General features: G+C 65.0%; 14 protein-coding genes and 1 pseudogene. 8 read left to right on the top strand and 7 right to left on the bottom strand.

Annotated elements, in window-relative coordinates; genetic code table 11:
* Positions 1–138 precede the first annotated feature (138 nt).
* Positions 139–1,782, top strand: a complete 1,644-nt coding sequence (locus tag ACVJ5M_RS01555) for a lysine--tRNA ligase (protein ID WP_063979855.1) — start codon at positions 139–141, stop codon at positions 1,780–1,782.
* Positions 1,783–1,844: 62 nt separating this feature from the next.
* Here the strand turns inward: ACVJ5M_RS01555 and ACVJ5M_RS01550 are convergent, their stop codons facing one another.
* Together ACVJ5M_RS01550 and ACVJ5M_RS01545 are read right to left on the bottom strand one after the other, a co-directional pair.
* Positions 1,845–2,597, bottom strand: a complete 753-nt coding sequence (locus ACVJ5M_RS01550; protein ID WP_063985922.1) for a carbonic anhydrase — start codon at positions 2,595–2,597, stop codon at positions 1,845–1,847.
* Positions 2,598–2,722: 125 nt separating this feature from the next.
* Positions 2,723–3,376, bottom strand: coding sequence for a S24 family peptidase (locus ACVJ5M_RS01545; RefSeq protein WP_063979854.1), 654 nt, complete (start codon positions 3,374–3,376; stop codon positions 2,723–2,725).
* A 294-nt stretch (positions 3,377–3,670) separates the two neighbouring features.
* Here ACVJ5M_RS01545 and ACVJ5M_RS01540 point away from each other — a divergent pair, with 294 nt between their 5' ends.
* Positions 3,671–4,015, top strand: coding sequence for a DUF952 domain-containing protein (locus ACVJ5M_RS01540; RefSeq protein WP_063979853.1), 345 nt, complete (start codon positions 3,671–3,673; stop codon positions 4,013–4,015).
* Positions 4,012–5,109: a quinone-dependent dihydroorotate dehydrogenase gene (locus tag ACVJ5M_RS01535; RefSeq protein ID WP_063979852.1), complete on the top strand. Its 1,098-nt coding sequence runs from the start codon at positions 4,012–4,014 to the stop codon at positions 5,107–5,109. The genes ACVJ5M_RS01540 and ACVJ5M_RS01535 overlap by 4 nt, the downstream gene beginning before the upstream one ends.
* Before the next feature lie 99 nt (positions 5,110–5,208).
* Here the strand turns inward: ACVJ5M_RS01535 and ACVJ5M_RS01530 are convergent, their stop codons facing one another.
* The 5 genes and pseudogenes from ACVJ5M_RS01530 to ACVJ5M_RS01510 all read right to left on the bottom strand — a co-directional run bounded on the left by ACVJ5M_RS01530 (position 5,209) and on the right by ACVJ5M_RS01510 (position 10,610).
* On the bottom strand, positions 5,209–6,534 hold the full coding sequence (locus ACVJ5M_RS01530; protein ID WP_063979851.1) for an MATE family efflux transporter: 1,326 nt from the start codon (positions 6,532–6,534) through the stop codon (positions 5,209–5,211).
* A gap of 1 nt (position 6,535) precedes the next feature.
* Positions 6,536–7,271, bottom strand: a pseudogene (locus ACVJ5M_RS01525) (MBL fold metallo-hydrolase).
* Between the two features lie 21 nt (positions 7,272–7,292).
* A complete protein-coding gene (locus ACVJ5M_RS01520) occupies positions 7,293–7,598 on the bottom strand; it encodes a DUF6460 domain-containing protein (RefSeq protein ID WP_063979849.1) in 306 nt (101 codons plus the stop codon).
* Between the two features lie 73 nt (positions 7,599–7,671).
* A complete protein-coding gene (locus ACVJ5M_RS01515; RefSeq protein WP_063979848.1) occupies positions 7,672–9,576 on the bottom strand; it encodes a cisplatin damage response ATP-dependent DNA ligase in 1,905 nt (634 codons plus the stop codon).
* On the bottom strand, positions 9,573–10,610 hold the full coding sequence (locus tag ACVJ5M_RS01510) for a ligase-associated DNA damage response exonuclease (RefSeq protein WP_063979847.1): 1,038 nt from the start codon (positions 10,608–10,610) through the stop codon (positions 9,573–9,575). The genes ACVJ5M_RS01515 and ACVJ5M_RS01510 overlap by 4 nt, the downstream gene beginning before the upstream one ends.
* 200 nt (positions 10,611–10,810) lie before the next feature.
* Here ACVJ5M_RS01510 and ACVJ5M_RS01505 point away from each other — a divergent pair, with 200 nt between their 5' ends.
* The 5 genes from ACVJ5M_RS01505 to ACVJ5M_RS01485 all read left to right on the top strand — a co-directional run bounded on the left by ACVJ5M_RS01505 (position 10,811) and on the right by ACVJ5M_RS01485 (position 17,456).
* Positions 10,811–11,737 (top strand): class I SAM-dependent DNA methyltransferase, encoded by a 927-nt coding sequence (locus ACVJ5M_RS01505; RefSeq protein WP_063979846.1) that lies wholly within the window; start codon positions 10,811–10,813, stop codon positions 11,735–11,737.
* A gap of 116 nt (positions 11,738–11,853) precedes the next feature.
* Positions 11,854–13,083, top strand: a complete 1,230-nt coding sequence (locus ACVJ5M_RS01500; protein WP_231143695.1) for an ABC transporter substrate-binding protein — start codon at positions 11,854–11,856, stop codon at positions 13,081–13,083.
* Between the two features lie 230 nt (positions 13,084–13,313).
* Complete coding sequence (locus ACVJ5M_RS01495) at positions 13,314–15,890, top strand: ligase-associated DNA damage response DEXH box helicase (RefSeq protein WP_063979844.1); 2,577 nt, start codon at positions 13,314–13,316, stop codon at positions 15,888–15,890.
* Between the two features lie 116 nt (positions 15,891–16,006).
* The gene (pdeM, locus tag ACVJ5M_RS01490; protein WP_063985921.1) at positions 16,007–16,705 is read left to right on the top strand and encodes a ligase-associated DNA damage response endonuclease PdeM; all 699 of its coding nucleotides are present in this window, start codon (positions 16,007–16,009) and stop codon (positions 16,703–16,705) included.
* Positions 16,706–17,024: 319 nt separating this feature from the next.
* On the top strand, positions 17,025–17,456 hold the full coding sequence (locus tag ACVJ5M_RS01485; protein ID WP_014491352.1) for a hypothetical protein: 432 nt from the start codon (positions 17,025–17,027) through the stop codon (positions 17,454–17,456).
* Positions 17,457–17,508: the final 52 nt, after the last annotated feature.

Genomic DNA, 17,508 nt, shown 5'->3' with positions numbered 1-17,508 from the left:
GCGCTAGCGCCGTGCCCACCGTCTTTGGCAGTGGTGGGCACGCTTCGCTTTGCCCACCCTACGATTCCACGATAAAGGCGCTGCTACTTTTGCATTCTGCCCGGAAATCGCTATTTTCCGCGGCCCGGAGGCCCCTGAATGTCTGTCATCGATCTTGCCGCGAACCCGAGCGATCTGCGTGCGCTCGCCGAACAATCCAACGCCTGGCCGTTCGAGCAGGCGAAGGCCATTGTTGCGCGGCTGAAGAAAAGCCCGAAGGACGAGGTGCTGTTCGAGACCGGCTACGGCCCGTCCGGCCTGCCGCATATCGGCACGTTCGGTGAGGTCGCGCGGACCTCGATGGTGCGCCATGCTTTCCGTGTGCTCACCGAGGACAAGATCAAGACGCGCCTGCTGGCGTTCTCCGACGACATGGACGGGTTTCGGAAAGTGCCCGACAACGTCCCCAACAAGGAGATGCTGGCCGCGCATCTCGGCAAGCCGCTGACGCGGGTGCCGGATCCGTTCTCCAACGAGTACCCGTCGTTCGGGCACCACAACAACGCGCGCCTGCGCGCCTTTCTCGATCATTTCGGCTTCGACTACGAGTTCGCGAGCTCGACCGACTACTATACGTCCGGCCGCTTCGACGCGACGTTGCTGAAGATGTTAGCTGCCTACGACAAGGTGATGGCGATCATCCTGCCAACGCTCGGCCCCGATCGCCGCGCCACCTATTCGCCGTTCCTGCCGATCAGCAAGACCACCGGTGTCGTGTTGCAAGTGCCGATGATCCGCCGCGACGTCGCGGCCGGCACGGTGACCTATGTCGATCCCGATACCAACCAGGAAGTCGAGACGCCGGTGACGGGCGGCAACGTCAAGTGCCAGTGGAAGGCCGACTGGGCGATGCGCTGGGTCGCGCTCGGCGTCGACTACGAGATGGCCGGCAAGGATCTGATCGACTCCGTGAAGCTGTCAGGCGCGATCGCCAGGGCGCTCGGCGCCACGCCGCCCGAAGGCTTCAACTACGAGCTTTTCCTCGACGACAAGGGCCAGAAGATCTCGAAGTCGAAGGGCAACGGCCTCACCATCGACGAATGGCTGCGCTACGCCTCGCCGGAATCGCTGTCGCTGTTCATGTATCGCGAGCCGAAGGCGGCCAAGCGGCTGTATTTCGATGTCATCCCGCGCAATGTCGACGACTACCAGCAGTTCATCGATGGCTTTGCCAAGCAGGATGGCAAGCAGCAGCTCGGCAATCCGGTCTGGCACATCCACAACGGCCATCCGCCGAAGGGCGACATGCCCGTCACGTTCCAGCTCCTCTTGACGCTGGTGTCGTCGTCGAATGCGGAGAATGCCGAGACGCTGTGGGGCTTCATCGGTCGCTATCGTCCCGGCGTCAGCCCGCAGACGCATCCGAAGCTCGATGCGATGGTCGGCTATGCCATCAACTATTATCGTGACTTCGTGGCGCCGACGAAGCAGTTCCGCGAGCCGACCGAGGTTGAGCGCGCCGCGTTGCAGGATCTGCGCGATGCGCTGTCGCAGCTTCCGCAGGAATCCTCGGCCGAGGACATCCAGAACGTCGTCTACGAGATCGGCCGCCGCGAGCCGTTCCTCGACCAGGTCAAGAAGGGCAAGGACGGCCGTCCGGGCGTGACGCTCGACTGGTTCAACATGCTCTACCAGGTGCTGCTCGGCCAGGAGAAGGGCCCGCGCTTCGGCTCCTTCGTCGCGGTCTACGGCGTGCAGAACGCGGTGAACATGATCGACGGTGCGCTGGCGCGAAGCGCGTAGTAGATGCCGTACGTAGCCCGGATGTCGCCACGCTCATCCGGGCTACAGATTTGAAGCGCGCCTCAGATCGAGCGCAGCACGAAGCGCCGGTTGTCCTTCTGCACCGGGCGCGCGTTCATCGGATAGAGCTTTGCGAACGCAGCGACGTCGGTGGCTGACACCTGGATCGGGTCGGTCAGCAGCAGCCATTCGACGACCTCCGAACAGGGTGGGGTCGTCAGCGAGCCGGAGTAGCGGAAGTAGCTCAGCCTGTGCGGCAGCATGGCGTGGGGATCGATCGCTGCATCGGCCTTCACCGCGGGGCCTTCCGCCGCCGGCATGGTCTTGACGATCTTGCCGAAGGCCGTGTTCGGCTTGCCTTCCGCCATCAGCACGCCGACCACGGCGAGCCCGCCGGCATCGTTGCGATGCACGAAGTGCGCTTCCATCGGAAAGTTCTTGCCGCCGATCATGTGCTCGCTCGGCCGGTGGAAGTGCACCTGGAGCAGCTTGTATTTGACGTCGCCGAGCGTGAGCGTGCTGCCTTCGGCGAAGTTGAGCTGGATCGTGTGCCCGTTGTTGACGATGGTGTCGGCGCTCTTGCCCCAGTTCAGCTTCAGAACAGGCAATTGCGACTTGATCGTCCCCTCGATGTCGATCGGCGATTGTTGCAGGCCGACCGCGCAGGCCTTGTTGGCCGCGTCGAGATCGCCCCATTTGGCCGGGCCGCCGGCGCCCTCGTAGCTCCAATGCGTGCCTTCGGCGGCAAAGGCCGGCTTGCACAGCGGACAAAGCGCGAGACCCGCCAGGGCCTTCAATGCGTGACGGCGATTCATCATATCCCCCTGCGATGAATTTGATCGGCAAAATCGGCCGCAACCTATGCGAGAGGGGTGGTGAGTCGCAAGGTCGCCGGGGCGAGAAGCGGCGCGGCCGGCGTCATGGTCCAGTCACGACGCAATCACTGGCTCGCCCACACGATTCGCGCGATCCAGCCGACGTCGCTCGGCGCCATCGTGTGCTCCGCCTGCGATGCATCGAGCGGCTGCAATTCCAGTGCCTTTGCCGTGCGGCGCTTCAGCGTCGCGACCGTCACCTCGCCCGCCTTGGTCTTCACCACCACGCGATCGCCTCTGCGGATCGGCGCGCGGGGAGAGATCAGGATGACGTCGCCGTCGCGATAGGCCGGGGCAAGCGCATCGCCGGAAATCTCCAGCGCAAAGGCGCGACTGTCCTCGGCGGTGGGAAACGCAAGTTCGGTCCAGCCCTTGCCGGATGGAAAGCCGGATTCGTCGAAAGCTCCGCTCGCGCCGGCTAGTGCGAGGCCGAGCAGCGGCACCGAGCGGCCGTCGCTGGCGTCGTCACCGGTCAACCCGGCAAAGGTGTCCATCGAGGAGCCGGCCGCCGCCAGCGCTTTCGCGATCGATTCGGTGGATGGCCAGCGCTCGCGCCCGTCGGGGGTGACACGCTTGGACTTGTTGAAGGTGGTGGGATCGAGCCCGGCCCGCTTGGCGAGGCCGGACGGCGACAGGCCGGCACGCTCCGCCAGCCGATCCAGCGCTCCCCAGATCTGGTCGTGAGTCAGTATCCTCTGCGCTTTGGCCTGTCTGACCATGGAAGGTCCAGCCCGTCGCAACTCAGGAAAACTGTCCTCAAATCAACCGGTTTTCCGTTTTTCGCGCAAGGGGTGGCGGGAGAAGCATTTTCAAGCGAAGCGGATACCGGTTCGCGTCAAGAAAACGCGTCAAAACAAGAATTTAAAAGCCCCGTTCCGATTTCATCGGAACGGAAATGGCTCTAAGCCTTGAGTTCGGAGGGGGCGGCCATTACGGTCGCGCCCGGGTTTTGAGGACCCGCACGAGACGAAAAAACCCAAAAGACTCAAAGAGCAAACAGGGCTGCGTGAGCGGTGGTCAAGATCTACAAAATCTGTCCGGCCTCGGCCTGGCGCGAGGCGGAACGGCAGGGTGTCTACCGGGGCAGCGCGGACGATTCGCGCGACGGTTTCATCCATTTCTCGACCGCGCCCCAGGTTCCCGAGACCTTGCGCAAGCACTATTTCGGGCAGCGCGCGCTGTTCCTGGTCGAGGTCGACGGCGACGCGCTCGGCAGCGCATTGCGCTGGGAGCGCTCGCGCAATGAGGAGCTGTTTCCGCACCTCTATGGCGAGCTCGATCTCGGCGCGGTGCTGTCGGTGATGAATCTCAACATGCGCTCCGATGGCGGCCACGACGTTCCGGAGCTTAACCCGTGATCCGCGCCTTCGACGCCTTTTCGCTGCCGGTGCTGCGCTGGCTCGATCCGGAGGATGCGCATCGCCTCGCGATCCAGGGCCTGCGCTTCCTGCCGCCGGTCAAGCCGCGGCCTGACGATCCCAAGCTCGCCGTGCGTGCCTTCGGGCTCAACTTCCCCAATCCGATCGGCATGGCCGCGGGCTTCGACAAGAGCGCCGAGGTGCCGGATGCGTTGCTGCGGCTCGGCTTCGGCTTCGTCGAGATCGGTTCGGTGACGCCGAAGCCGCAAAGCGGCAATCCGCGGCCGCGGCTATTTCGTCTGGAGCGCGACGAGGCCGTGATCAACCGCATGGGCTTCAACAATGACGGCGCGGAAGTCGCGCTGCGCAGGCTCGCGGCGCGCGCGCAGCACGGCGGCATCGTCGGGGTCAATGTCGGTGCCAACAAGGATTCGCCGGATCGCGTTGGCGATTACGTCAAGCTGATCGAGACTTTTGCGCCGGTCGCGAGCTATTTCACCGTCAACGTCTCCTCGCCGAACACGCCGGGTCTGCGCAATTTGCAGGAAGGTGCGCTGCTGGACGATCTCCTCGCCAGGGTGATCGACGCGCGCGAGCGGGTGCGCCAGAAGGCCGGCGACACGCCGGTGCTGCTCAAGATCGCGCCTGATTTGAGCCTCGCCCAGCTCGACGACGTCGTGCAGGTGGCGCGCTCGCGCCGGGTCGACGGCATGATCGTGGCGAACACGACGATCGCGCGGCCGAGCACGCTGCGCGAGGAAATGCGCGCCAAGGAGCAGGGTGGTCTGTCCGGCCGGCCGCTGTTCCGCCTGTCGACGCGCATGGTCGCGGAGACCTATGTGCGCGTCGAGGGCGCGTTCCCCTTGATCGGCGTCGGCGGCGTGGATTCCGGCGGCGCCGCGCTGACGAAGATCCGCGCCGGCGCGAGCCTGATCCAGCTCTATTCGTCGCTGGTCTACAAGGGCCTCGGCCTCGTCGACGAGATCAAACGCGATCTCACCTCGACGCTGCTGCGGACAGGGCGGGATTCGCTGTCCGAAATCGTCGGCGCCGACGCGGCGACACTCACGGCGGAAGACTGGCCGGGGATGTAGCCACCGTCCAGTAGCCCGGATGGAGCGCAGCGCAATCCGGGAATCTTTCCGCGAGCACGAAGACCCCGGATTTCGCTGCGCTCCATCCGGGCTACGAATCTACGATTTCGGAAACGTCACCCGATACAGCGCCGGATAGCGCGCGCCCTGCAACCCGCCGCGGGCGACGTAGAAGGCGATCAGCGCGCTCCACAGCCCGGCATTGCCGAACGATTGCAGCGCCCACCAGGCCCCGAGAAAGATCGTGAACGATAACAGCATCAGATTGCGCATCTCGCGTGCCCAGGTCGCGCCGACATAGATGCCGTCGAAGCCGAACGCGAACACGCCGGGGATCGGCGCAAGCACGATGAACGGCAGGAATTCGCGCGCGGCGCGGCGGACGTCCTCGCTCGCTGTCATGACATTGATCAGGTTCGGCCCGAACAGCGCGAACAGCACCGCGACGACCAGCGCGAAGCCGAGGCCCCACAGCAGCACCAGCCGTGTCGAGTCCGCAAAGCCCCTGGCATCGCGCGCGCCAAAAGTGCGGCCGCAGAGCTGCTGGGCTGCGTTCGCAAGACCGTCGAGGAAGAACGCGCTGACCAGCAGGAAATTGTTCAGCACGGAATTCGCCGCCAGCGTGACGTCGCCGGCGCGTGCGCCCTTGGCGGTGAAGAACAGGAACACGGCGATCAGCGCCGCGGTGCGGATCATGATGTCGGAGTTCACCGCCAGCAGCCGCATCAGTTTTGCCCGGTCGAGCAGCGTGGCAAGGGGCACCGCAAAGCCGCCATCCGCATAGCGCCGGCAGACGATCACGCCGAGCACGAAGCCAATCGTCTCCGAGATCAGTGCGGCGATCGCCGCGCCCGCGATGCCGGTGTCGTAGACCAGCACCAGCAAGATCGTCGCCGCCATGTTGATGAGGTTGATGACGACCTGCAGCAGCAGCGCCGGATTGGCGCGCGCCTGCCCCACCAGCCAGCCGAGAATGACGTAGTTGGCGAAGGCGAACGGCGACGACCAGATCCGGATCATGAAATAGGTCTTTGCCGCGCGCGTGACGCCTTCGCTGCCGCCCATCAGGTCGAACAGCCCGGCGGCCAGCGGCAGTTGCAGCACGATCAGCGCGGCGCCGATCAGGCCCGCGACGATGAAGCCGCGCACCAGGATCACGGTCTCCTCGCGCGTCTCGCCCGCGCCCAGCGCCTGCGCCGTGAAGGCGAGCGTGCTCATGCGCAGGAAGCCGAACAGCCAGAACAGGCAGTCGAAGATGACGGAGGCCATCGCGACGCCGCCAAGCAGCGCGGCATCGTCGAGCCGCCCAATCGCGGTGGTCGAGACCACGCCGATCAGCGGCGTGGTGAGGTTCGCGACCATCGCGGGACCGGCAATGGCGAACACCTGGCGGGAGCCGATCCTGGGATGAACGGGCGCGTGCATGTCAGAACACGAGCACCATGCCGTCTTCGGCGGCGAGATGCGGTACGTCGTCCAGGCGCGACAGCATGTCGTCGCTCATATGGGTGAGGACCAGGCGTTTCGCGCCGATTGCTGGCAGATGCTGTTCCAAGGTCTTCAGGCTGAGATGGTTCTTGACCACCTTCTCGTACATATAGGCTTCAGCAATGAAAAGGTCCGCGCCATGCGCCAGCGGAATGAGTGTCTCCGTCCATTCGGTGTCGGCGCTGTAGGCGAGCGTACGGCCTTCAACCTCGACGCGGTAGGCCAGATGCGGCCCGCCGGATTCGCCGTGCACCACCGGGTAGGGCGTTACATTCACTCCGCCGAAGGATTGGCTTTGCCCAGGCGCGAGTTCGATGACGTTCAGCTCGAAGCGCTGCTTGGTCTTCGAGGAGTGCTCGAACAGCGCCTCCATCACTTGGGCGAGCCGCGTCTCGAGGCCTTGCGGGCCCGCGATCGTCAGCGGCCCGGGTCCGCCGCGAGAATTGCGCATCGAGCAGGACAAACGGCAGCCCGGCAAAATGGTCGCCGTGGAAATGCGTGATGAGAATGAGGTCGATCTCGTTGCGGTCGATCTCGAGTCGCTTCAACGCCGGCAGGGCCGACGCGCCGCAATCGATCAGGAAGTTGGCCGCGCGCCCCGAGACGTGGAAGCAGGTGTTGAGCCTGCCGCCCGAGCCGAAGGCGTCGCCGCAGCCGACAAAGCGTAACTGCATCGGCTGCGGGCTCCCAAATCCTTACCTGTTGCGCGGCGCGCCGAATACGCGCGAGAGCAGCCAGATCGGAACCACGATGACGGCGCCGAGCAGGAAGTAGCGCCACAGCCAGTTCACCGCGTCGAAGCCGAGATCCCAGAGGCGCTGGAACAGCAAGCGGATGCTGTAGATGATATTCCAGGGATCGAAGCCGATCGCGGCGAGCACGACGCCGACCAGGATCGAGAGCAGGACCAGGCGAAACGCGACCGCCAGCGGCGAGCCGCCGAGAAAGCGGTTCAGCCCATCGCTGCGGCCGGCCGGCAAATCTCTGACGTCTTGGACCATCTCAAAACTCCTCGCGGGGATTCGACCCCATTATAGGTCACGGCGGGGCACATGGGGAACCCGCATTCCCTCGTCAATGGCTGTCGGCGGACGCTGCAACCTTAATTGTTGGTAGGGATTCGTCAGCCTTCAGCATCTTTTCCAGCGTTTCCAGCCGGTCGGCCTCGCGCGGCGGCTTGTCCCAGCGCAGCCGGCTGATGCGGGGGAAGCGCATGGCGACGCCGGATTTGTGCCGCGGGGAACGCTGCAGCCCCTCGAACGCCACCTCCAGCACGAGCCCCTTGTCGCGCTCGTGCACGACGTGGCGCACGGGGCCGAATTTCTCGGTGGTGTTGCGGCGGACGAAACGGTCGATCTGCAAGAGCTCCTCGTCGGTGAAGCCGAAATAGGCTTTTCCGACCGGCACCAGCTCCTCGCCGGCTTCGCCTTCGGTCCAGACGCCGAAGGTGTAATCGGAGTAATAGGACGAGCGCTTGCCGTGGCCGCGCTGCGCATACATCAGCACGGCATCGATGATGTGCGGGTCGCGCTTCCACTTCCACCACTGGCCTTTTGGCCGCCCCGGCAGGTAAGGCGCATCGCGCCGCTTCAGCATGACGCCTTCGACGGCATCAGCATCCGCACCCGCGCCGGCACTCGCGGGATCGGCGCGCGCCGCGGTCAGCGCCTGCCAGCTTGCGAAAGGCACGGTCGGCGACAGGTCAATGCGGGGATCGTCGAGCTTGCCGATGAACGTCTCCAGCCGTTCGCGCCGCTCCGCGAAAGGCAGCTCGCGCAGATCGTTCGCGTCGTCGCCGAGCAGATCATAGGCGCGCAAATGGATCGGAAATTCCTTGATCAGCTTCGGCGAAACGACCTTGCGGTTGAGGCGCTGTTGCAGAACATTGAAACTCTGCACGCGGCCTTCGCGCAGGATCAGAAGCTCACCGTCGATTGCGCCCGCGAGCCGCAGCGACGGCACGAGATCCGGAAAGCTCCCCGTGATGTCCTCGCCGGTGCGCGAATAGAGCCGCGCCGTGATCTGCCCGCGCTCATCGCGGCCCGCCACCGCCTGCACGCGGATGCCGTCCCATTTCCATTCGGCGATGTAGTCGGCGGGATCAAGCGCGGCGAAATCCGTGTCCTCGATCGCGTGCGCGAGCATCACCGGCCGGAACGGCGCGGGATCGCGATTGACCGGCTTTTCGCCGCGGCCTTCGAGCCAGGCGAACAGGTCGAGATAGGGAGGGCTGAGCCCCGGCCAGATCAGCTCGACCTCATGCGGGTCCTTGTCGCCAAGCGCTGCGGCTGCAGTCTTGGCGAGGCGCGCGGAAATGCCGATGCGCAGCGCGCCGGTGACGAGCTTCAGCAGCGCCCAGCGGCCGGTCTCGTCAAGCTCGTCGAGCCAGCGTTCGAGCTGCTTTGGCAGCTCGGTCTTGCCGAGCGTGCGCAGCGTGGTGACGACCTCGGTGAGGGTTGGGGGCGGCGGGTTGTTGTGGTTGCTTGGATGTGTGGACTCATGAGCATCCCGCCCGCGGTACCCCTCTCCCTGCCCCTCCCCCGCAAGGGGGGAGGGAACGGAGAGAGTGGTGCCTCCATCACTCGCTGAATCACTGTCGGTCGTGATGCTCACCGGCCGCCGCGCGCTCCGCTGCGCTCCCTCCCCCCTTGCGGGGGAGGGAGGGGGAGAGGGGTGGCCCGGAAAAGATTCGTCATGACCGGGCACCCGCCGCGGCCACATCAGCGCCACCGTCTCCGAGAGATCGCCAACGTAATCGTAAGACAACCCGAACAGCACCTCATCCGTGCGCGCCGCGATCAGATCGCGGATCAGCGCGGGCTTGGCATGCTTGAAGCTCAGCGCGCCGGTCAGCGCGGCCAGGGCGTAGCCGCGGTCGGGATCGCCGACCTCGCGGAAATAGCCGGTGATCAGCCGCAGCTTGTTGTTGCGGCCGGGCTCGTAGGCGAGGCGATCCAGCAGTTCGGCGAAGCGGTTCATGCTTCGGCCTCATCTTGAAGCGGTGTCTCGCTCTCCTCCTCGTCGCCATAGCCGACGAGATCGAGCGGTTGCGCGCGAAGACCTTGCGACTTGCACCAATGCACCAGTGCGTCTTCCTGGCCGTGCGTCACCCAGATCTCGCTGGCGCCGGTCGCCGCGATGGTCGCGGTGAGGCCATCCCAATCGGCATGGTCGGAGATCACCAGCGGCAGCTCGATGCCGCGCTGCCGTGCGCGGGCACGCACCCGCATCCACCCCGAGGCAAAGGCGGTGACGGGGTCGGGAAAGCGCCGCGTCCAGAGGTCCGAGGTGGCCGACGGCGGCGCCAGCGTGATGGTGCCGGCGAGCGCCGCCTTCTTGACGCCCAGCACCGGCTTGAGCTCGCCGAGATCGATCCCGCGGCTCTGATAGTACTCGGTGATCTTCTCCATCGCGCCATGCAGGTAGATCGGTGCGTCATAGCCGGCCTGTCGCAACAGCGCGATCACGCGCTGCGCCTTGCCGAGCGAATAGGCGCCGACGAGATGCGCGCGCTCGGGAAACAATGCAACGGAGGCCAGCAGCTTCCTCACCTCGCCGGCGGCATCGCCATGGCGAAACACCGGCAGGCCGAAGGTGGCTTCAGTGATGAAGACGTCGCAGGGCACGAGCTCGAACGGCGTGCAGGTCGGGTCGGGCGCATCCTTGTAGTCGCCGGAGGCGACGATGCAGGTGTCCTTGCAGGTCACGGCGATCTGCGCCGAGCCCAGCACGTGACCGGCCGGGTGAAACCTCACGCGCACGTCGCCGAGCCGGATCTCCTCGCCATAGCGGATCGCTTGCGTCGAGCCGGCAAAGTTCTCGCCATAGCGCAGCCGCATCATGTCCAGCGTTTCCTGCGTCGCCAGCACCGCGCCATGGCCGGCGCGGGCATGGTCGGAATGGCCGTGGGTGATCACGGCCCGCTCGACCGGGCGGACAGGGTCGATGTGGAAGGTGCCGGGCTTGCAGCACAGGCCGTCAGCAGTTGGCAGCAGGATGTCTTGCGGACGCATATGCGTCATATAGGGAGCGGCCACCCCAAATGAACCCGTGATGCGCGGGCTTGCCGTCTCCGCTAGGCTTCGCCGGCCCGGCGGTGTAAAAGCCCGCCGAAGCCAATTGGCGGAGGCGGGACCCGCGCCTCCATCCTTTTAAACAGTTCCCTTTTTGATGGATTGCCGGGTCGAGCCCGGCGATGACGAGCCGAGTTCCTATGCCCCTGCGCCTGTTCCAGTCCTCCGGCGATCTCATGGCCGACCGCCGTTTCGAATTCGCGCGCGACCTCCAGCTCAAGGGCGATCTGCCCGCTGCCGCCGACCTCATCGAGCAGGCGATCGAGCTCGCGCCCAATTTTACGTCCGCGTGGTTCACGCTCGGTGAAATCCGCAGCCAGCTCGGGGAGCGTGACAAGGCCATCGCAGCATTTCGCAAAGCACGCGAGTCCGATCCCGAGGATCAGCACGGCGCCCATTTGCATCTGATACGGCTCGGCGACGAGCAATTGTCCGAGATGCCCAAGGCCTACGTGCAGGCGCTGTTCGACCAGTACGCGCCGCGCTTCGAGCACACGCTGATCAACGATCTCGACTATCGCGCACCGTCGCTGATCTTCAAGGCGGTGGTGGCCGCGCGCGTCGTCGCGAAGAAGCCGGCCTTGTTCAAGCGCACCATCGATCTCGGCTGCGGCACCGGGCTCGCGGCCGCCGCCTTCGCCAAACAGGTCGATCATTTCATCGGCATCGATCTGTCGCCCGGCATGATCAAGGAGGCGCGCGCCACCGAACTCTATGCCGAACTCGAAGTCGCCGACATGATCGAAGGCCTGCGCGGCAAGGCCGATGCGAGCGCGAACCTCGTCGTCGCCGCAGACGCCTTCGTCTATCTCTCCGATCTCGCGCCAGTGCTCATCGAGGCGAAGCGCGTGCTCATATCCGGCGGCGTGCTCGCCTTCACGCTGGAGACGCATGACGGCAGCGGCATCGTGCTCGGCGAAGGCCTGCGCTATGCCCATTCGGCGGAATATGTGCGTGGTGCGATGGCGAAGGCCGGGCTCAAGCTGCTGACATTGGAGCCGGCATCGCCACGCATCGAGAACAACGAGCCGGTGCGCGGCCTCGTCGTCGTCGCCGAGAAAACTTGAGTTTAGGCGCTAAAAGCCCCGCGATTTAAGCGTCATTGCGTCGCTGAGCTGCGACTTCCCACTTGCGACCCGCGCTGCGATGCCAGCACAATGCGGGCGCTAGGGAGAAACAAAAAATGACGAAGAATCCAACGCGGCGCGATTTCAGCGCCGGCGCGCTCGCCACCATCGCCGCATCCACCTTGCCTGCGCCGTATGTCTGGGCCGCGGAGAAGAAATACGATGCGGGCGCCAGCGACACCGAGATCAAGATCGGCCAGACCGTGCCGCATTCCGGGCCCGGCTCGCTGTACGGCGTGCTCGGCCGCATCGGCGAAGCCTATTTCCAGATGCTGAACGAGAAGGGCGGCATCAACGGCCGCAAGGTCAAGTTCCTCACCATGGACGACGCCTACAGCGCGCCGAAATGCGTCGAGGCGACGCGGCGCCTGGTCGAGCAGGAAGAGGTGCTGGCGCTCTATGGCTCGCTCGGCACCGCGCCGCAGACCTCCGTGCACAAATACCTGAATTCGAAAGGCGTGCCGCAACTGCTGCTCAACACCGGCGCGTCCAAGTGGAACAATCCAAAAGAGTTCAAATGGACGATGGCGGGCCTGCCGCTCTATCCGACCGAAGCGCGCATCCTGGCGCGGCACGTCCTCAGCGTGAAGCCGAATGCCAAGGTCGGCATTCTCTACCAGAACGACGATTTCGGCCGTGACTTCCTCGGTCCGTTCAAGAAGGTGCTGGCGGATGCCGGGGGCACCGCGCAGGTGATCATGGAGCAGACCTACGATCTGACCGATCCGACCGTCGATTCCCAGCTCATCAATCTCTCGAAATCGGGCGCCGACGTCTTCTACAACATTTCCACCGGCAAGGCGTCGTCGCAGTCGATCCGCAAAGTGGCCGAGCTCGGCTGGAAGCCGCTGCAATTGTTGTCAGCCGGTTCGACCGGTCGTTCGATCCTCAACGCAGCAGGCCTCGAGAACGCCACCGGCATCGTCGCCATCCGCTACAACAAGGAGGTCGGCCTGCCCAAATGGGAGAAGGACCCCGACGTGATGGCGTTCGAGGAGCTGCGCAAGAAGTACACGCCGGCGATCGATCAAGACAACACCATCGCGTTTGCCGGCTACGGCCAGGCCGTCACCATGGGCGAGATCCTGCGCCGCTGCGGCGACGATCTCACCCGCGCCAACGTGCTGAAGCAGGCGTCCACGCTCGCAGGCTTCCACTCGCCCTATTTCCTCGACGGCGTCACCTACAGCTACACGCCCGAGGACTACACGCCGATGAAGACGCTCTTCATCTCCACCTTCAGCGGCAAGGACTGGGACATCTCCGACAAGCCGATGTCGGAGTAGGCCGCGCTTTCTTCCTTCTCCCCTTGTGGGAGAAGGTGGCGCGAAGCGCCGGATGAGGGGTCTTCTCCACGTACTCGAAGGAGAATGACGCGCGGAGAGATACCCCTCACCCGTCTCGCCGCTGTCGCGGCGAGCCACCCTCTCCCGCAAGGGGAGAGGGAAAAGGGGCGCCCCGCTATTCACATCTCCACCCCTCGACGAACCCACCCCCACGGCTTACCTGTGATGCCGTGCCGCCCCGCATCCTCAAAATTCCGGCCGAGCCGGCCACGCTGCTGCCCGACCGCTTCCAGGCGTGGTTCGCGGCCCGCGGCTGGTCGCCGCGTGAGCATCAGCTCGCGCTGCTGGACAAGGCGCGCGAGGATCGTTCCGCACTGCTGGTCGCGCCCACCGGCGCGGGCAAGACGCTGGCGGGATTTCTGCCGACGCTGGTGGAGCTCTCGACGCAGCCGGTCGAGCGGGACGGAAGGACGAAGCAAAGCCTCGTCTCCACCGGCCGCGATGTTCGCCGCAGCGATGGCCTGCACACGCTCTACATCTCGCCGCTGAAAGCGCTCGCCGTCGATATTGCCCGCAATCTCGAGCGGCCGATTGCGGAGATGGGGCTGCCTGTCAAGGTCGAGACCCGCACCGGCGACACGCCGGTGTCGCGGCGGCAGCGCCAGCGGCGCTATCCGCCCGATATCCTGCTGACGACGCCTGAGCAGGTCGCGCTGTTGCTCTCCTCCGACGACGCGCCGTTCCTGTTCTCCTCCTTGAAGCGCATCGTGCTCGACGAGCTCCACGCGCTGGTGACGTCCAAGCGCGGCGATCTGCTTTCGCTGGGTCTGGCACGGCTCTGGCGGCTGGCGCCGCAGCTGCGCGCGATCGGCCTGTCGGCGACCGTGGCCGAGCCGGACCAGCTTGCGCGCTTCCTGGTGCCGCAGCCCGGCGGGAAGGAGGCGGCCGCCGACATTGTCGTCGCCGGCGGTGCCGCGCCGCCGCTGGTCGAGATGCTGGATACGCGCGAGCGCCTGCCCTGGGCAGGCCACAGCGCGCGCCACGCGCTTCCTGAAATCTACGAGCTGATCAAGGCCAACAAGACCACGCTCGTCTTCGTCAACACCCGCAGCCAGGCCGAGATGCTGTTCCAGAATCTCTGGAGCATGAACGACGACAACCTCGCGATCGCGCTGCATCACGGCTCGCTCGACGTCGCCCAGCGCCGCAAGGTCGAGGACGCGATGTCGGCGGGCAGACTGCGCGGCGTGGTCTGCACCTCCTCGCTCGACCTCGGCGTCGACTGGGGCGATGTCGATCTCGTCGTCAATATCGGCGCGCCAAAAGGCTCTTCGCGTCTGATGCAGCGGATCGGCCGCGCCAATCACCGCCTTGATGAAGCCTCGCGCGCGGTGCTGGTGCCGGCCAACCGGTTCGAGGTGCTGGAGTGCCGCGCCGCGATCGATGCGATCGCCGAGAATGCGCAGGATACGTCACCCTTGCGCACCGGCGCACTCGACGTGCTGGCCCAGCACGTGCTCGGCTGCGCCTGCGGCGAGCCGTTTCTGAGCGATGATCTCTACGGCGAGGTGCTCACGGCCGCGCCTTACTCAGATCTCGCCCGGCAGGATTTCGACGACGTCGTCGATTTCGTCGCCTCCGGCGGCTACGCGCTGAAGACCTATGAGCGCTTCGCCCGCATCAGGCAGGACAAGCAGGGCCGCTGGCGCGTTGCCAATCCAAAGGTGCGGCAGAGCTATCGTCTCAATGTCGGCACCATCGTCGAGGAGCCGATGCTGAAGGTGCGGCTCGTTCGTGGGCGCTCCACCGGCAGCGGCTCGACCGGCGCCATAGCGCGCGGCGGCCGCGTGCTCGGCGAAATCGAGGAATATTTTATCGAGGGCCTGACCGCCGGCGACACGTTTGTGTTCGGCGGCGAAGTCGTGCGCTATGAGGCGTTGGCCGAGGATCAGGTCTATGTCTCCCGCGCCAACGACAAAGACCCGAAAGTGCCGTCCTATATGGGCGGCAAATTTCCGCTCTCGACCTATCTTGCCGAGCGCGTGCGGCGCCTGCTCGATGATCGCCGTGCATGGAATGGTTTGCCTGAACAGGTGCGCGACTGGCTGTCGTTGCAGAAAGACGTCTCACGTGTGCCCGGCGTGCGCGAACTGCTGGTCGAGACCTTTCCACGCGGCAACAAGCATTATCTCATTTGCTATCCCTTCGAGGGCCGGCTCGCGCACCAGACGCTGGGCATGCTGCTGACGCGGCGGCTGGAGCGGATGCGCGCCCGGCCGCTCGGCTTCGTCGCCAATGAATATGCGGTGGCGATCTGGGGGCTTGGCGATGCCTCCTTCATGATCCGCAACGGCCAGCTCGACCTCGACGCGCTGTTCAACCCGGACATGCTCGGGGACGATCTCGAAGCCTGGCTCGCGGAATCCGCGCTGATGAAGCGCACCTTCCGCAATTGCGCGCTGATCTCCGGCCTGATCGAGCGGCGCTTCACCAGCGAGGACAAGAGCCGCCGCCAGGTGCTGTTCTCGACCGATCTCGTCTACGACGTCCTGCGCAAGCACCAGGCCGATCACGTGTTGCTGCGCGCCGCCCGTGCTGATGCCGCTACCGGCCTGCTCGACCTGCGCCGTCTCGGCGCCATGCTTGCCCGCATCCAGGGCCGCATCACGCATCGGGAACTCGATCACGTTTCGCCGCTCGCCGTCCCCGTGATGCTGGAAATCGGCCGCGAGTCAGTCTATGGCGAAGCTGGCGACGAGCTCCTGGCGGAGGCCGCCGACGAGCTGGTCAAAGAGGCGATGTCGTAGAGAATTTTACCAGTGGTGCGCGCAACTCCATCCACATCGTCATGCCCGGGCTTGACCCGGGCATCCACGTCTTTGCTTCCGCGGCAAGAACGTGGATGGCCGGGACGAGCCCGGCCATGACGGAGCAAGTGGCGCTATCGATCTCATCGACACGCACTTTGGATGTGGCTGGCATCGCGCTCCACGCCGATCTCTCCGGCGCGCTGTTCTGGGAAGAGCAGCGCCTGCTCGTCGTCTCCGATCTGCATCTGGAAAAAGGGTCGAGCTTCGCCACGCGCGGTGTGCTGCTGCCGCCTTACGATACGTTGGCAACGCTGAGCCGTCTCGCTGCCGTCATCTCCCGCCATAATCCCCGAACGGTCATCGCGCTCGGCGACAGTTTTCACGACCGAACCGCGCATGAGCGGTTGTCGTCCGACGATCGCGATGCTGTCGCCGCGCTCCAGACCGGCCGCGACTGGATCTGGATCTCGGGCAATCACGATCCCATGCTGCCGCGCGATCTCGGCGGGACCATCGCCGACGAAGTCGCGATCGGCCCGATCACCTTCCGTCATGAGCCAACAGGTGTGCGCGGCGAGATCGCCGGCCATCTGCATCCGAAGGCGCGCGTCTCCGCACGCGGCCGCTCGATGGAACGCCGCTGCTTCGCCAGCGATGGGATGCGCGCCGTGATGCCCGCCTTCGGCGCCTATGCCGGCGGTCTCAGCATCCGCGATGCCGCGTTCGCAAGGATCTTTCCCAGCAATGGCTTTGTCGCCCATCTGCTCGGTGACCGCCGCGTCCACGCCATTGCGGCCTCGCGCTGTTGTTGAGATCCCGGCCTCGTGCCAACCGGATCCATCGGGCCCGGCAACGGAAAATAGGACAGGACTACGTCCAGTACTTATCCGGAATCGCCTAAGTTCATAGGTACCTCTAACTTGCCAATTGCCGGGGCTGGATTTCATCCCGAACACGATTGCAACCGGCAAAGGGGTCGCTGCGAGGCGACCCCTTTCGATTCCGCCGGTCGGACTTTGTCCCCTGTTCCGGAACAAATTAAGAACACTTTGGCAAGTCTTTGATATATCATTGTGATTCGGTGCGTTGCCGACACAATATCTAGCGTCCGTCAGACTTTGCGAGGACTACATGTCCACCATCGCCTTCGATCAATTTGCCCTCACCCGGATCGCCGATTTCGCGCGCTCGCTGTCGCGGCTGCATCAGGCCGCGCGGCGCTACGCGGTCGATGACGACCAGTTCGACCGCGAGTTCAACGCGGTGTGCCAGTCGATCTGGGGCTACACCATCGACGACGTCAGCGACGATCTGTTCTCGACCGAGGATCATCTGTTCCTCGACACGCTGGACGAAGCGCATGCGCGCATCTTCGCAGCCGAGCAGGGTTACGATCTCATCGGCGAGGCGGGCATGCTCACCGACTGGTGGGGCTTCTGCTGGATGATCCTGGCCGAGAAGCGCGGCCTGCTGACTCAGGAAAACCGCGCCGCCGCGCGCGCGGCGATCGAGGAAAAATATCTGGCGGCGCCGAACGTGATCGGGGTGATCATCGGAAGGTGACGCAGCACTCTCCGTCACTGCGAGCGTAGCGAAGCAATCCATAATCTGTTCG

Source organism: Bradyrhizobium sp. S3.7.6 (genome assembly GCF_054061875.1).
Note: the sequence above shows the minus strand (reverse complement) of the source record. Positions and strands in the feature narration are given on the sequence as shown.

Coding starts and splice junctions, on each gene's coding strand:
- ACVJ5M_RS01555 (WP_063979855.1), top strand. CDS start 139: ATGTCTGTCATCGATCTTGCCGCGAACCCGAGCGATCTGCGTGCGCTC.
- ACVJ5M_RS01550 (WP_063985922.1), bottom strand. CDS start 2,597: ATGAATCGCCGTCACGCATTGAAGGCCCTGGCGGGTCTCGCGCTTTGT.
- ACVJ5M_RS01545 (WP_063979854.1), bottom strand. CDS start 3,376: ATGGTCAGACAGGCCAAAGCGCAGAGGATACTGACTCACGACCAGATC.
- ACVJ5M_RS01530 (WP_063979851.1), bottom strand. CDS start 6,534: ATGCACGCGCCCGTTCATCCCAGGATCGGCTCCCGCCAGGTGTTCGCC.
- ACVJ5M_RS01520 (WP_063979849.1), bottom strand. CDS start 7,598: ATGGTCCAAGACGTCAGAGATTTGCCGGCCGGCCGCAGCGATGGGCTG.
- ACVJ5M_RS01515 (WP_063979848.1), bottom strand. CDS start 9,576: ATGAACCGCTTCGCCGAACTGCTGGATCGCCTCGCCTACGAGCCCGGC.
- ACVJ5M_RS01510 (WP_063979847.1), bottom strand. CDS start 10,610: ATGCGTCCGCAAGACATCCTGCTGCCAACTGCTGACGGCCTGTGCTGC.
- ACVJ5M_RS01505 (WP_063979846.1), top strand. CDS start 10,811: ATGCCCCTGCGCCTGTTCCAGTCCTCCGGCGATCTCATGGCCGACCGC.
- ACVJ5M_RS01500 (WP_231143695.1), top strand. CDS start 11,854: ATGACGAAGAATCCAACGCGGCGCGATTTCAGCGCCGGCGCGCTCGCC.
- pdeM (WP_063985921.1), top strand. CDS start 16,007: ATGACGGAGCAAGTGGCGCTATCGATCTCATCGACACGCACTTTGGAT.
- ACVJ5M_RS01485 (WP_014491352.1), top strand. CDS start 17,025: ATGTCCACCATCGCCTTCGATCAATTTGCCCTCACCCGGATCGCCGAT.